Origin of the sequence: Bacillus sp. T3 (assembly GCF_033449965.1) — a bacterium.
In the GTDB taxonomy this organism is placed as follows: Bacteria; Bacillota; Bacilli; order Bacillales; family Cytobacillaceae; genus Bacillus_BU.
The window spans coordinates 709,709-723,948 of the sequence record NZ_CP137761.1 but is presented as its reverse complement, the minus strand read 5'-3'; the positions used below and the strand labels follow the sequence as shown (position 1 = coordinate 723,948).

The 14,240-nt window shown below is 35.0% G+C and carries 20 protein-coding genes and 1 pseudogene; all 21 read right to left on the bottom strand.

Annotated features, from left to right (window positions below):
• Positions 1 to 34: 34 nt before the first annotated feature.
• Complete coding sequence (locus RGF10_RS03630) at positions 35 to 1,828, bottom strand: urease accessory protein UreH domain-containing protein (RefSeq protein ID WP_318507381.1); 1,794 nt, start codon at positions 1,826 to 1,828, stop codon at positions 35 to 37.
• Between the two features lie 242 nt (positions 1,829 to 2,070).
• Positions 2,071 to 3,000 carry a multicopper oxidase family protein gene (locus RGF10_RS03625; protein ID WP_318507379.1) on the bottom strand — a complete coding sequence of 310 codons (930 nt, stop codon included), beginning with the start codon at positions 2,998 to 3,000 and terminating at the stop codon, positions 2,071 to 2,073.
• Entirely contained in the window at positions 2,934 to 3,668 is a 735-nt protein-coding gene (locus tag RGF10_RS03620) for a multicopper oxidase domain-containing protein (protein ID WP_318507378.1), read from the bottom strand. The genes RGF10_RS03625 and RGF10_RS03620 overlap by 67 nt, the downstream gene beginning before the upstream one ends.
• Before the next feature lie 108 nt (positions 3,669 to 3,776).
• Positions 3,777 to 4,166, bottom strand: a complete 390-nt coding sequence (locus RGF10_RS03615; RefSeq protein WP_318507376.1) for a hypothetical protein — start codon at positions 4,164 to 4,166, stop codon at positions 3,777 to 3,779.
• A gap of 84 nt (positions 4,167 to 4,250) precedes the next feature.
• Positions 4,251 to 4,379 carry a hypothetical protein gene (locus tag RGF10_RS03610; protein WP_318507374.1) on the bottom strand — a complete coding sequence of 43 codons (129 nt, stop codon included), beginning with the start codon at positions 4,377 to 4,379 and terminating at the stop codon, positions 4,251 to 4,253.
• A 9-nt stretch (positions 4,380 to 4,388) separates the two neighbouring features.
• Positions 4,389 to 4,733 (bottom strand): hypothetical protein, encoded by a 345-nt coding sequence (locus RGF10_RS03605; RefSeq protein ID WP_318507373.1) that lies wholly within the window; start codon positions 4,731 to 4,733, stop codon positions 4,389 to 4,391.
• Complete coding sequence (locus RGF10_RS03600; protein WP_318507371.1) at positions 4,723 to 5,034, bottom strand: hypothetical protein; 312 nt, start codon at positions 5,032 to 5,034, stop codon at positions 4,723 to 4,725. Before RGF10_RS03600 ends, RGF10_RS03605 begins: the two co-directional genes overlap by 11 nt.
• Before the next feature lie 2 nt (positions 5,035 to 5,036).
• A complete protein-coding gene (locus RGF10_RS03595; RefSeq protein WP_318507367.1) occupies positions 5,037 to 5,513 on the bottom strand; it encodes a cytochrome b/b6 domain-containing protein in 477 nt (158 codons plus the stop codon).
• Between the two features lies 1 nt (position 5,514).
• Positions 5,515 to 6,216, bottom strand: a complete 702-nt coding sequence (locus tag RGF10_RS03590; RefSeq protein WP_318507364.1) for a hypothetical protein — start codon at positions 6,214 to 6,216, stop codon at positions 5,515 to 5,517.
• A 72-nt stretch (positions 6,217 to 6,288) separates the two neighbouring features.
• Complete coding sequence (locus RGF10_RS03585; protein WP_318507362.1) at positions 6,289 to 7,386, bottom strand: hypothetical protein; 1,098 nt, start codon at positions 7,384 to 7,386, stop codon at positions 6,289 to 6,291.
• A gap of 210 nt (positions 7,387 to 7,596) precedes the next feature.
• A complete protein-coding gene (locus tag RGF10_RS03580; protein ID WP_318507359.1) occupies positions 7,597 to 7,932 on the bottom strand; it encodes a hypothetical protein in 336 nt (111 codons plus the stop codon).
• Positions 7,933 to 8,007: 75 nt separating this feature from the next.
• Entirely contained in the window at positions 8,008 to 8,211 is a 204-nt protein-coding gene (locus RGF10_RS03575) for a hypothetical protein (protein ID WP_318507357.1), read from the bottom strand.
• Between the two features lie 37 nt (positions 8,212 to 8,248).
• The gene (locus tag RGF10_RS03570) at positions 8,249 to 8,677 is read right to left on the bottom strand and encodes a zinc ribbon domain-containing protein (RefSeq protein WP_318507356.1); all 429 of its coding nucleotides are present in this window, start codon (positions 8,675 to 8,677) and stop codon (positions 8,249 to 8,251) included.
• 207 nt (positions 8,678 to 8,884) lie between these two features.
• Positions 8,885 to 9,118 carry a helix-turn-helix domain-containing protein gene (locus RGF10_RS23745; RefSeq protein ID WP_412176675.1) on the bottom strand — a complete coding sequence of 78 codons (234 nt, stop codon included), beginning with the start codon at positions 9,116 to 9,118 and terminating at the stop codon, positions 8,885 to 8,887.
• 244 nt (positions 9,119 to 9,362) lie between these two features.
• Positions 9,363 to 10,267: pseudogene (locus RGF10_RS03565) on the bottom strand (sigma-54-dependent transcriptional regulator); the annotation flags it as partial.
• Positions 10,260 to 10,514 carry an ATP-binding protein gene (locus RGF10_RS03560; RefSeq protein WP_318507355.1) on the bottom strand — a complete coding sequence of 85 codons (255 nt, stop codon included), beginning with the start codon at positions 10,512 to 10,514 and terminating at the stop codon, positions 10,260 to 10,262. The gene RGF10_RS03560 and the pseudogene RGF10_RS03565, both read right to left, overlap by 8 nt.
• Positions 10,515 to 10,528: 14 nt before the next feature.
• Complete coding sequence (locus tag RGF10_RS03555; RefSeq protein WP_318507353.1) at positions 10,529 to 11,698, bottom strand: PAS domain S-box protein; 1,170 nt, start codon at positions 11,696 to 11,698, stop codon at positions 10,529 to 10,531.
• Between the two features lie 199 nt (positions 11,699 to 11,897).
• Positions 11,898 to 12,266, bottom strand: a complete 369-nt coding sequence (locus tag RGF10_RS03550) for a hypothetical protein (RefSeq protein WP_318507351.1) — start codon at positions 12,264 to 12,266, stop codon at positions 11,898 to 11,900.
• Positions 12,267 to 12,292: 26 nt separating this feature from the next.
• Positions 12,293 to 12,802, bottom strand: coding sequence for a zinc ribbon domain-containing protein (locus RGF10_RS03545; protein WP_318507349.1), 510 nt, complete (start codon positions 12,800 to 12,802; stop codon positions 12,293 to 12,295).
• A 209-nt stretch (positions 12,803 to 13,011) separates the two neighbouring features.
• Positions 13,012 to 13,185: a double zinc ribbon domain-containing protein gene (locus RGF10_RS23740; RefSeq protein ID WP_412176711.1), complete on the bottom strand. Its 174-nt coding sequence runs from the start codon at positions 13,183 to 13,185 to the stop codon at positions 13,012 to 13,014.
• An 83-nt stretch (positions 13,186 to 13,268) separates the two neighbouring features.
• The gene (locus tag RGF10_RS03540) at positions 13,269 to 13,625 is read right to left on the bottom strand and encodes a hypothetical protein (protein ID WP_318507347.1); all 357 of its coding nucleotides are present in this window, start codon (positions 13,623 to 13,625) and stop codon (positions 13,269 to 13,271) included.
• Between the last annotated feature and the right edge of the window lie 615 nt (positions 13,626 to 14,240).

Below are 14,240 nucleotides of genomic sequence, written 5' to 3'. Positions count from 1 at the left end.
GCGCTTTGAATATCAAAGCGCTTATTCATACCTATTATTGGAGGTACTTAGTTCTTATTTGCTCTAAATCAACAGCATCTAAATTATCAACGGCCTCAATTAGACCTATTATTTGTTCATCTTGATAGATTCCGTACGTACCTGCTTTATTGAAAGAAAACTCAAGCTCCATTACTCCTTTTTGACCATCAAACTTCGTCACAACCTCTTGAGTTTCAGCATTCAAAATAGAAAAGCTTCCATCAGCAGTATCAAATTCTGTTAAGTCTAAAGACATCTTGGTTGGCACACCAATTTTTGCTACGAGGACAAGTGGCTCTAATTCATAACCAATCCCTTTAATCGTAATAGTTTGCTCATTTGCAGCATTTACTTCAGCTTTTTTTACTAAGCGATCAGTTGGTACTTTCGTGATATCGTCTCCATAAATGCTTTCCTGTTGAGTGGTTGTTTTCCCTCCATTAGATGTCCCTGCAGAAGCATCATCCGCAGATGCATCACTGTTTGAAGCGGAAACGGTTTTAAGATCATCCACAACCTTAATCGTGCCACGAATCATTCCCATCCAGCAGCTAAAGGCAAGATCTTTATCTTTTGGCGTAAATTCAATCGTGTTTAACCCGCTTTGCAGCTTCTGTTGAATATTTAAGTCCGGAATAACAATCGTATTATTACAGCCTGATAACTCTTTTCCATCGACCACCCATTTAACTGGCAATCCTTTTTGAACATAAATCTCATTTGGATTATAACCAGAGTAATCTGCCGTCATGTTTACATATTGAACTCCATCTTTTACAGTCGCTTTAATGGCATTTGCTGAAGCCGTATTTCCAGTACCAAAGGCACCAATATTCCCTAATAAAGCAGTTGGGCCAATATTCATTCCTGCTAACGCTAAACCTCTATTACTCATGATAAGCCCTAATACGATGATTAGAACCCCACTATATTTTAGAAGCTTCTTTGTATACCCTTTACTTAATAATCCAGACACCGCTCCGAACGTTAGCATGAGTGGAACAGTTCCTAACGCAAACATAAACATCGACAATGCACCAGCCATTGCACTTCCTGTCCCAAGAGCAAAGATTTCCATTGTTTGCAATGGTCCGCATGGCATTAATCCATTTAAAAATCCCACTAAAAACGGAGTTCTCGGTTTACTTTGGATTTTGCAAACTGCAGCGGGCAATTTTATTTGAAACTTTCTGAAGGCACTAAATCCCGCCATATTAAAGCCCATCATGATCATGAACATTCCGGCAAAGATTTGCATGCCTGCCTGAGCCGTTAGTGAAAGTGAAAATACCGAACCGATTGCTCCTACAATTCCACCTAATATCGTGTAGGAGACGACTCGTCCAAGATTATAAAAAAGGGCTGGCTTCATCGCATCAAATTTGTTCTTACTTTCTGTTTTTAAGCTTTGTGAAAGCATAATACCGCCACACATGCCGACACAGTGAATAGAGGTGAGAATTCCAACCATAAATAACACAGCGTAAGAGGCATTGGTAAGCTTTGCATCCATATTAAAGCCACTCGTATTCATCCCGAGCAGTGCCACTGCTATTACAACTACTAGAATCCCAATAAACTTAAAATCCTTCGAGCTTTCTGTAGTGTAGCCCGCACGTTTAACGGCATCCTTAATTTCACTGAGACTACACAATTCTTCCTCGTATTCAATTTCAGCGAATTGGCCACTAAAGTTTGCCTTTACCTTAAATAAGCCACTTAATTTATTTAAAGATCTTTCAACACGTTTTTCGCAAGATGTACAGGTCATGCCATACACCTTGATCTTTTCCTTTCTGATACTCATATGTTTCACTACCTTTTCATGTTGATAAGTAACATTCATTCTTATTACTTAAAGTATAGTAAATAGTTATGTTGATGGTATGAAGAAAAGATAGGCTAAAGTGAACAAATAATGAAAATGATAGAAATAAGAAGATACTGTAAAAGCGTCTAAGGATTGTACATATTAACTATAAAACCCCCATAGAAAAAATTCTATGAGGGTTTTATGCAAGTTCTTCTATTCTTTTCCACTAATCTAGCTTACTCTGGATTATTAAAATTATTTTTAGGATCTGGACTATAGTTTGATTTAAAATCCTTATATTCTATTTTTTGCATCATTCCCGCTGCAGCGTGATGTAGCTCGTGACAGTGCTGGACCCATTCCCCAGGATTATCTGCCTTAAAAGCGATGGTATAGCTTTCATCCGGTTTTAATAATAGTGTATCCTTCGACAAAGTTGCGCCACTTACTGCCACACCATTCTTAGCAATCACTTGAAAGAAGTGACCATGCAGATGCATTGGATGGTCTACATTGGTTTTATTCGTATAAGTGATTTGGACAAGATCATCTTTGGTTAATTTTAGTGAAGGTAATTCATCAAAAACTTCACCGTTTAGCGTGTATTGTAATGAATTGCTTTTTAGCTTTATCCCTAAGTCAATTTCGTAAACTTCATCATAATCCATATCTAAAGTAAAGCTTTCTTTAGAAGGTGTACCGTAGTTAGTAAAATCAAGAAGCTCAGGATTTTCGATTTCCTCGGTAATAAATTTTTGGCTGTTACCATCCACATAAACAGGAATTTTGATTTGTTTATTAAATTTATTATTGTCATGAAAATCAATATAAAAGCTTTCACTGCGATCTACTGTAAATTCAATATCATATCTTTCACCTGGTGATAGATTGACTAGTTTATCTTTAATAACTTGTGGTCCGTTTATATCTTGGCCATCAGTGCTGACAACTTTAATATCAGTTCCTGGTACATGTACTGCGTGAGAACGATAACCTGCATTAATTAAGCGAAGTCTTACCACATCACCTTGAGTAACATTTAGAGGGGTAATAAGTTCACCTGATTTTCCATTCACGGTAAAAATATTATACATGTCTCTCATACTCTCTTCTTCAGCCAAACTTGCTTCTTCAGCTGAATGAAAGGTTGCGGATGTTTCGCCCATCCCGGCATTGATTCCATCGAATCCATGCTAGAATTATTTTCGGCCCACTCATCAAGGATCAAGGTAAAATCTTTATCAGGCTTTTCCCAGGCTTTAGGTTCAACAATTAGAGCTCCATACAATCCCTTATCTACTTGAGTAGAGCCTTCCTGATGAGAATGGTACCAATATGTACCTGGAACATCTGCTGAAAATTTATAAGTAAAACTCTCCCCTTGTCTTATCGCATCCTGATTAAGGCCTGGTACACCATCCATAGCCGAATTCAGCGGATATCCATGCCAATGAATGGTTACTGGCTCAGAAAGTGTATTTTTTAAAGTTACCTCAACAAAATCACCTTGTGTCACCCTAATTTCTTGTCCAGGGACTTTGCCGTTATATCCCCAAATCGGCATGAATTCTCCCTTTACGATTTCAGTTTTCCCTTCCATCGCTATTAAAGTGAATTTTTTTATGGGTTGACCCGTTTTTGGACTGACGATATTATTTGCATAGCTATGTGTGCTAAGTGATATAGCTGAATTACTTGCGTTTTGTTTATCCATTTCATCGTTTGACATGTTGTCCATATTCATGTTTGAATGCTTATTCATATAAGTAACAACAGATAAACTTATTACGATCAGAGCAATAATCGCTAATATAGCCAAAGTTTTTTTCTTCATTGAATATGCACCCCTTTAAAAAATGAATCTATAATAAATTTCATGCTAAAAGAGGATGACTCTTTAGGGTCTAAGCCCTTTATTTTGAGTCATCCTCAATTAGGATTATTACATCATGCTCATTCCGCCGCCGCTCATGCTGCCGCTACTACTGCCACTGCCACTCATACTACCGCTACCGCTATTGGAATTCTGCATTTGTTGTTGCATTTGATTTAATTGGTTTTGCATTTGATTTAATTGCGTTTGAATGTCGCTTGTTTGTCCGCTCATTCCGTTCATGCTGCTTGTACCACTCATGTTGCTCATGCTGTTCATACTGCCTATGCTATTCATGTTCATGCCATTCATTTGTGTTGACGTCGTGCCTTGCATATTCATTCCATTCATATTTCCTTGCATATTCATGTTGTTCGTTGAAATAAAGTTTAAGATCAAAAAGCTAATGATCAAACCTCCAAGTGAAAATGCTCCTAATTTTAACCATCCATTACTCATATCCATTCCTCCAAATTGTTATATATTTTTGTATACAGATTCATTTCATCATTTAACCTATTCAAAGGTTATTGGGGCTTTTTTTCACCCCTTAGGCTCTTCATGTTCAAAGATTGATTTAATAACTGACCATGTTCCTAAGCCAAACCCTAAAAATAGGAGAACCAATAATAGAAACATATATTGCTGTCCGATTGCACCTAGTAAACCCATTTAAATCACCTATTTTATCCAGATTATTGCCAGTATGATGGATCCCCCAATAATAAGTGGGAGCAATAGAAAAACAATGACTGTCGTTAAAACTCCCATATTATATACTGGCGAATTATCATGATGGCTTGCACTATCATTACTTTGCTCCTGTTGTGCCTCAGGATTACCAAGCAAATCATAAATGGTAGTGTTTGACATATGCATACTCTTCATCATACTACCCATGCTGCCGTCCATCATCGCTGATTGTGACTTATACGGCGAATTCCATAAAAGAAGCAAAATCGATGCGGTTGCTCCAATATAAAAGACTGCTAATCTCCAAAAATTCAATTTCTTTTTATTGAACACGCCTACCACTCCCACGCATAAACCTGATCGCAAAGCCTGCTACAATGCTGACCGCTATGATAGGAGTAAGCATATAGTAAGAGAAGGCTAGTATTTTCCCAATCGTGCTATTCATTTCGACATGCATCGTCACGCCCATAATCGAGTTTTCCATCGCCCCCATCATACCTGACATAAAGTTCATCACATCCATTTCAGAGGGGCCGGGTTTATACATGGAAATGATGACACTACTTGCCATGAAAAAGAAAAAGGTAGCGAGAAACCAGATAAATAATTTAAACCATCGCTTTTGTATCATCTTTATTTCCCCTCCCTTTGGACCACTCTTTTTTTAGGCCATAATAGAATGTGACATTTCATGTAAATATGCCAGATCACACTTGCTAGAACGATATAGGATAAGTATTCATGAACGAGGAGCGGAAAACTGATAAAGGACATGTCGAATTCCATACAGAACCAGATTAATGCTCCTGTTACGATAAATAGTAACGTTGTAATATAAGTAAACAGTTGGTATCCCTGTTTCCCTATTACCATCCATGCTGAATTTTTCACTTCATTCTTAATCCCTCTAATAACTTCGTAGATAATTGACATAAGGGTAAGGATGACAAATATGGCTGAAGATATACGATGTACATAGTCTGCAGTGGCTATATCAAAATTTAATAACCAACCATAGTTTGCTCCGGTCATGGCGAAGCCACTAATGGCAAGCAATGCCCAAACGATGATGTACAGCCAGTGCATAACCAGATCAAATTTGATTTTCATATTAGTTTTGTCCGTTTTCTAAAGCTAGTTTTTCGTTTACTTCATTTTTATTATTTTTTTCAGTACCACAGCCTGGGCAACACTTCCAGTGGTGTTTAAGTTCAACACCACATGTGGAACAATTTTCTTTGCTTAATATCATAGCTGTATTTAACCTATCGAAATAACGACCCTTGAAATACATCACTAGACCAGTAATCAATCCAATTAATGAAACGACTGACACCAATTTTAATAGCAGAGTAAGGATTCCAGTTAATCCAAATCCTATGCTATTACTTGCAACACCTGTTGTTGCAGTAGCATGGGCCATTTCATTTCCACTGGTTGGTGGCGCCAATAGATTCATAGCAAGAACTAGCAATAGAATTCCGCCAATTCCAACCAAAATGGACAAGACTGGCTTATTTTTCAAGTAATCCATACCTTTGATTGGTTCATTACCAATGACATGCTTTTTAACAAACTTAACTGTTGCGATAAGAATCGCTACTAGTAGGGTAATGATTAACAGTTTAGACAGTAGAACAATGATCTGCCCTAATCCAGTGGCAGCACTATAACCTACTGTACTTGTCCCATGTTCCATTCCCGATTGTCCTGTGCCAAACATGATACTGAAGGCGAAAGAAAAGGCGAAGATGCCGACTATAAGGATTGTGATTGATTTTAAAATTGGGTCATTCTTGATGAGGTCCCACATAGTTACACTCCTTTTTGTAGTTTGGATAAACACTAATTATCCTATTTTTAAGAATGTGAGATTTACATTATTTTAATTTGAGCTTTTTGGAGACTTTAACAATCTGCTAATATACCCAAAAATTGAGATAATAAAAATTAAAATAAAGACAATCACTAAAGCATTAAACACTGTTGTCATGTTTATATTGCTTAAGAAACCTCCACTCATATCCATACTTGTCATCGCTGGAGATGTTTGCGCTAAATTACTAAATTGAATTGATTGCTGTGAAAAGTTATCATTGATTTTGTTTAAACCGACTACTGCCACCGCTAGCTTATTAATACTTTCATGGAGTTGCCCCATCTTGGCTTGATCATATACAAGTCCATCTTTTGAAACATAAGGATTAATATTTATTAAGGAACCAGCTTCATTAATATAATTTAATGCATCATTTAATTTAGTTTTGTTTTGTACAGTGGTGAAATACTGATTATTAAAATATTGAGCTGAATCTGTTACGCTTGTGCTTGCCATCTCTAGTTGATTGGATAAATTAGTCTTAAGCTGCTCTAATAACTGCATCCCAACAGCCACTTTGTAAACAGCTGTATGGAGTTGTTCCATTTTTGCTGCATCATAGGTAGTCCCCATATTTTCCATCGTCGTTGTCTGAGTGGTACCATCTTGAGGATACACATTTATAATGGTATTTCCTTGATTATCCTTTGTTTCAGTCGTTTGATCAGTGGTTTGACTTGTTGCTTGCTCTTGTGTTGCATTTGCATTCGGGTCTTCCGCAGAATTAGGGTCAATCGTAATCATACTTAATGACTCTTTTAAAGTAACCATTGTCTTTTCAAGATCATCTTTGTTTTGCAAAACAGCTGAAATGACTTGAGTTGAATATTGAGAGTTTGATTGTTCATTTGAATCCTCCATGTTCATTGAGTCAGTTGATGTAGTATCATCCATTTTCATTTCTTGATTAGAAGTATCAGCTTTATTAGTTGTTTCTTTCGACTGATCTTTGTTTGTTGCCGAACCAGTACTCATACTAGCCATATCCATGCTACCGATTGAACCAGATAATAAATTATAGCCAAGGAAACCTGATCCTCCGATAATAATCAATACGAGAAAAACAGCTATTATTTTGCCAAAAACACTATTCTTTGATGCCATTTTTTTACCTCCTAAATAGTAGCTAAGATAAAATATTGTTCGAAAGATTTTATCTTTTATATCTAGCTGTAGTATAAAAATTTCATATGTAGTTCAGATGTAGAAAGATGAAATCTACTACAAAAAATTTAATATGTGACTATTTTTTGACTACTGACGACATAGAAAAAACCCAGAGGTAAAACCCTGGGTTCACTATTGATTTGGTCATTACATTCCCATCATCATGCCGCCTTGCATTTTCATATTGTCCATACCCATGTTATCCATCATCATGCCGCCACCCTGCATGTTCATATTGCCACTCTGCATATTCATATTGCCACTCTGCATATTCATATTGCCACCTTGCATGTTCATGTTCCCTTGCATATTCATGCCTGGCATCGTACCATTCTGCATATTCATGCCATTCATTTGCGTGCCATTCATATTATTGTAATATTGATATTGATTGAACTGTTGAATTCCCCATAATATGACAAATGTTAAAATGATACCCGCTAAAGAAACACCTGCTAATATATACCATGCATTAGTTTTCATTCTATATTCCTCCATTATTATTATTAGTTGAGATTTTTCGAAAAAAGATTACTGGAGTTTTCCAATTTTTTTATTTTATTTATCTTGTTCTAACAGTTTTTCTGCTTCTTTCCCTTTAAAAGGAGCCTTAAATGCTGCTATATCCTCTGGAGTAAAAACATAATTTTTCGCTGTGACAATTAAACCTCCAACTAGACCTACTATAAATACGACAAAAAAGAATTTAATTAAAAATGTTAACAGCAAGCTAATTGAAGTTAAACCAAAACCTGTAACCATGATAAAATACCTCCCTCTTTATTCCTATAATTAATGGTTATTCCCTATCTTTAGTACCTACATCTTTCCCGCAATGCGGGCATACTTTCCATTCTGGATTTATTTCTTTTCCACAAGTGACGCAAGGATTTGTTACTCCATTTGCTTTTCCAATAAAGGATCCTTTAATTTCGGCAATATCTTCTGGAGTAAATAGATAGTTTTTGACTACCATTACTGCTCCCACAATTAGTGCTACTAAAAATACAAAAAATAAGATTTGTATGAAAGAACTCGTTAAACTATTAAAACTATTGAAGGAATTATAGGTATGTTCATATCCATAACCATTTCTGGAATATCCTGGCATTGTATATCTTACAGACACGCCATATCCTGTAGGGAATAAAACAGCTTTGGCAAGCCAGAGTATGATTATACCTAGAATCGAATATCCAATCATTTTGATGGCTGAATCATTCTTCACTTGATTCACCTCCTCAACTTATTTTTCCTTTCGCTTAGTTATAATGCAATTACCGTGCCAAGTTGTTTTTTCATAAAAGAGTAGTCTTTAAAGATTTTTCTAACTTACTAAATTAGGATGTTGTTGAGTTTTATACAGATACCTGTGAAATTTTGAACAGTATGCCCGTGCTTTAGTAATTAGCTGATCCTTTCTTTCCTTGAAAATTTATTTCAGATTAAATTTATCCATTCGATATATAAGTGCATGCCTGGACATTCCAAGTAACTTAGCCGCTTGAGTTTGGTTTCCTTTTGATCTTTCCAAAGCCTGTCTCACAAAACTTATTTCGACATCTTCAAAATTTATGCCCTCTTCCAGGTAAGATAAAAGAGTCTTTGCTATTGTAGAATGCACCTTTGACGATTTCTTTCGGAAGCATTGCTGCCCGAATAATCCCATCGTTACTGAGAATAACCATTCTCTCAATCAGATTTTCCAATTCCCGAATGTTTCCAGGGTAGTCATATGCCTTTAGAAGATCCAGTGCATCCTCTTCAATGGTTAATAATTCTTTATTTGTTTCATTACAATATTTAGCGATAAAATAATCTACTAATGAACGGATGTCGTCCTTTCGTTCCCGCAATGGCGGCAAATAGATTGGAATGACTTTAAGGCGATATAATAGGTCTTCGCGAAATTCACCTTTTTCGACCATCTCCTCAAGATTTCGATTGGTAGCGGCTACGATTCGAACATCCGATTTAATAACCTCTGTTCCCCCGACTCTTTCAAACTCTTTTTCTTGAAGTACTCTAAGTATTTTAACTTGCAGTGCTAAGCTCAATTCACCTATTTCATCTAAAAAAGAGTCCCACCTTGTGCCCGATCGAATCTACCCAACTTTCTTAAATTTGCACCAGTGAAAGCTCCTTTCTCATGTCCAAAAAGCTCACTTTCTATTAAATTTTCTGGAATAGCACCACAATTCACCCTAATATATGGGTTATCCCTTCTACTGCTTTTATTGTGTATCGATGATACGATTCCCTCTTTACCTGTTCCACTTTCTCCCATAACCAAAACGGTGGCATTCGTGTCAGCGATTTTTTCAATCATCTCAAAAATCTCTAACATTTTTCGGTTATTTCCAACTATTTTATTATCAAAATGATCGAATGATTGTTCCCTTAAGTATTCAATTTCTTTATTTAATTTATCGATATTTAATGCTCTGAATATTGTCATCTTTAACTCATTAATATCAAATGGCTTTGAAATATAATCAATTGCACCTAGCTTCATCGCTTCAACCGCTGCCTCTGTACTGCCATGTGCTGTTATCATAATCACCGGAATGGCACTATTAATTTTTTTTATTCTTTTTAATACCTCCATTCCATCAAGCTTTGGCATTTTGAAATCTAAAATAGCCATATCTGGAGCTTCATCTAAAAATAGATTAAAAGCATCTTCGCCATCTTCTCCAGTGACTACTTGAAAACCCTCTGATTTTAAGTTTTTTTCAAGGATCCAACGCATATTTTTTTCGTCATCTGCAATTAATATCTTCAAGGGATTGCCTCCTCTATCTATAAAACTATGCATTAAATCTTGCTGAGAGTGATTGAGTAAATTTCTCCATAGAATCAAACTCTATGGGAAATAACAATTCAAAACAGGCTCCCTTTCCTTCTTTACTTGTTACCTTGATAATCCCTCGGTGATCTTCTATTATTCTGTGAACAATCGATAAGCCTAATCCAGTTCCCTCATCCTTTGTCGTGAAAAAAGGAGAAAATATTTTTTCCATATTTTCCTCTGCAATTCCTTGGCCACAATCTTGGAAGATCACTTTTATCCACTTATTTAAAGAGTATTCTGTTGATATCGTAAGTTCTCCCCATTAGGCATGGCATCAACAGCATTAAAAATTAAATTAACAAAAGCCTGTTTCAACTGTTCCTTATCTAGCTCAGCGTATGGAATATCAGATCGGTTAAAACAAACCTTTACATTATGCTGAGACGTATATTTATTAACAATAATCAAAACATCCTCTATTATTTCATTTAAGGAATAGCTGTTTTTTTCATTTTTACTAGGCTTACCAAATTCCATTAGTGATTTAATGACCTTGTTGGCTCTTTCCACTTCTTCATCAATAATCTCAAGCTCTACTATTGCATCTTTATTTTCCTTTAGTTCACTTCTCATCGTCTGTTCAATCATTTTTATGATGGCTAACGGATTTCTTATTTCATGTGCAATCCCTGTAGCAAGCTCACCAACAGTGGCCAGTTTATCATTTCTCTGCATTTGTTCCTTAATTTTTTTTATTTCTGTTATATCTTCAATAATGATCACTAGCCCTTTATTTTTGTTGTCCAAACTAAGTGGATAGACTCCGAGCTCAATCGTAACTTCCTCATTTTTTATATAGAGATGTTTTTCAATATTTATTAGAGGTTCGCCTGTTTCCATCACAGTCCAAATTATGGTTTCGAAATCATCTCTTGTAGGGAACATCTCAAGAATATTTGTACCTATGCAGTCATTATTTACTCCTAATATATTTTTTGCTCCAGTGTTCAATGAAGTAATCAAGCAATCTTTATTTATTGATACAATTCCGTTATGAATGCTTTCAAAAATAGAGTTCGAAAAATTCTCAAGAATGATGTATTTTTTTAATTGGTTATCTATTGTGAGAATAGCTAGATTTTTCTTCTCTACTAATATTCCGGTGATTATTCCAATCGCAAAAAACAGTAGAATATCTAGTAGCTCACTAATCGTCTCTCCTGTAAAACTAAAGGATAATAATTTTTGGGGAGAGTAAATAATGCTGATAATAAGTGCTGTAACGGTTCCTCCTCTAAAACCAAACTTAAATGAGGCTAATATGACGGGAACGAAATACAATAGCTTATAAAATTGATGTAGAGTCGAATTTGAAGAACTAGAATAACTATGTAACGCGGCAATGCTAAGGATAAGCAATGCGATTAAGAATTTAAAACACCGTTTATTTTTCATTCAAAGTACTCTCCTATGAACTACCTTATATGATTAGTATAAATTTCAGTTATGTAGATTAGATGTAGAAAGAAGGTAAATAAAAGAGGCTTTTGTGGATAATTATTGAAAAAATAAAAAGCATAAGAACTTGCCTCGTGATACAAGCAAAGAAAAACCCAGAGGATTTCCCCTGGGTTTTCCCTAACACTTCGGAGGACTACATTCCCATATTCCCGTTCATATTAACACCTGATATATTGTTCATATTGCCTTGCATATTCCAACCGCCTTGGGCGTTCATATTTGGCATGTAACCAGAATTCCCTTGCATGTTCCAGCCGCCCTGCATATTCACCCCTGGCATATAGCCAGAATTCCCTTGCATATTCCAACCACCCTGCATATTGCCACCATTCATATAGCCAGAATTCCCTTGCATGTTACTATAACCATTCATTTGCATACCGTTCATATTATTATAATATTGATATTGATTATACTGTTGTAGCCCCCAGAGGATTAAAAAACTTAGTATCATTCCTGCTAAAGAAACAGCAGCTAATTTAAACCACGAATTGATTCTCATCTTAATCCCTCCAATTATTTTCTTCTTTAATTATTTGTGTTTTTCTTTTTCCTACTCTTTTTTAATTCCTTCCCACAATTCAGACATATTTTCCACTCAGGATCCAATTCATGACCACATTCAGGGCAAATACTTTTTTCTTTAATCTCTTGATTTAGATCTTCTGCTATTATTTCTTCTATTCCTGAAATTGAATTCTTTGTATCCGATTCAGCTATTTCTTTATTGAAATCATTTGTGAATTGTTCTTTTATAGCATGAATATCCTCCGGCTTTAGTAAATTATTTTTTACAATCATAACAACTGCAGCGAAAAACGCGAAAATAAATATTACTAATACAATTTTGAGGATTGAAATTAAAAAACCATTCATTCCAAAGTAATTGTTATAGCCGGTACTATAGTAGTAGCTTGGCATGTTATATCGAACTGACATCCCATATCCTGATGAAAAAAATACAGTATTCAATAACCATAGAAAAATTAATCCTAAAGCTGATAGCCCCAATATTTTCAAGGCAGAATCCTTCTTCATTTCATTCACCTCTCAAAAATTTGTCCACTCACTACAATTAATGCAATTATTGTGCCATCGTGGGGTTGATAAAAATCAGCAATCTATTAATAAAAAGTATTTTATACTCCTGCAATCCTTGCTTGTTTTGTATAAAATCGAACAGGAAGGTGTACAATAATGAACAGTTTTAAATAAAAAAACGCCATCTTTTACGATAGCGATTTTTTCTAATAATGACTATTTCTTAAAGTTTCCTCACAATAAGGACAGTATTTCCAAGTGATATCTACCATCTTCCCGCAAGCACCACACTTCTTTCTCAACGTTTCTTTACAGACTGGGCATACATTAAAGTCTGTCTTAATAGAATTACTACAATTAGGGCATTTTTTATCCGACATCCCCAAGACAGTTGTTTTATTGGCTTGGTTATTGATGAAAATATAATAAACGATCACGGCTATGATAATTAAAAATAATAGAGTCAAGATTTGGTACCCCCTCTATCTTGAAGCTGGTTGCCACATCGTGGGCAAATTTTCCACTCATTACTCTCAATTGGCAAATTGCATTTCTTACATTTAGGTGTACTAGAATGAGATAGTTTGTTGACAATGAAAAAGCCTAAAAAAACAATACTAATGATAATGATAAGATTAGGAATCAGGTTATAATTGTAAAAATAATTATTATTCCCCATCCCTCCTCCATGCATTCCCATACCCATGCCCATTACCATGCTATTAGAGGTTTGTATCGAAAAATAAGGTAAGATAAAGTTATAGACAACGATAAGTAACAAAATACCTATAAATATAGAAAATAATTTTTTAGGATTCATATAATCACCCCTTAGTAAGGTTACTCTTTAATTTATATAAACATTAATTTTAATTAGCTACTCTACTTTTATAATAAGCAAGAATCATACCAAATTTTCACAATATAATCTTTTTCATTTAATATTTTTACGGAATATAAATAACCGCACAATAACCATTATTTCAAATCTCATTTCATCCTACAATTATGAATTAAAAAATGATGAAGTTTCCCTCATCATTTTGTTAAAATATAATATTAAATTATTACGAGGGATAAGGAGATTTACCTCATCCATTTAGCTTTTTCCCACTATTAGAAAGATCGGCTGTTTACATTTGTGACGCATCCATAAATACATACATCCACAACAAATAACCAACTACAGCTACGACAACTACTCCAGCAGTCAAATAAAGTCCCTTCATTCTATTTCCTCCTTTTTATTCTAAGATAATATTTTTACTTGCAATTCCTATGCCAAATTATCGATATAACATTGTTATTGATTTTACGGTTATAATAAGCTCTATGTTTTCTAACACTAGGACACATCCTAAAGAATTGTGTAAATTCAAACAGTGCACTGTAGAAATTTGAACAGTAAGATCAACTGTAAAGAAAAAAAGCTGAT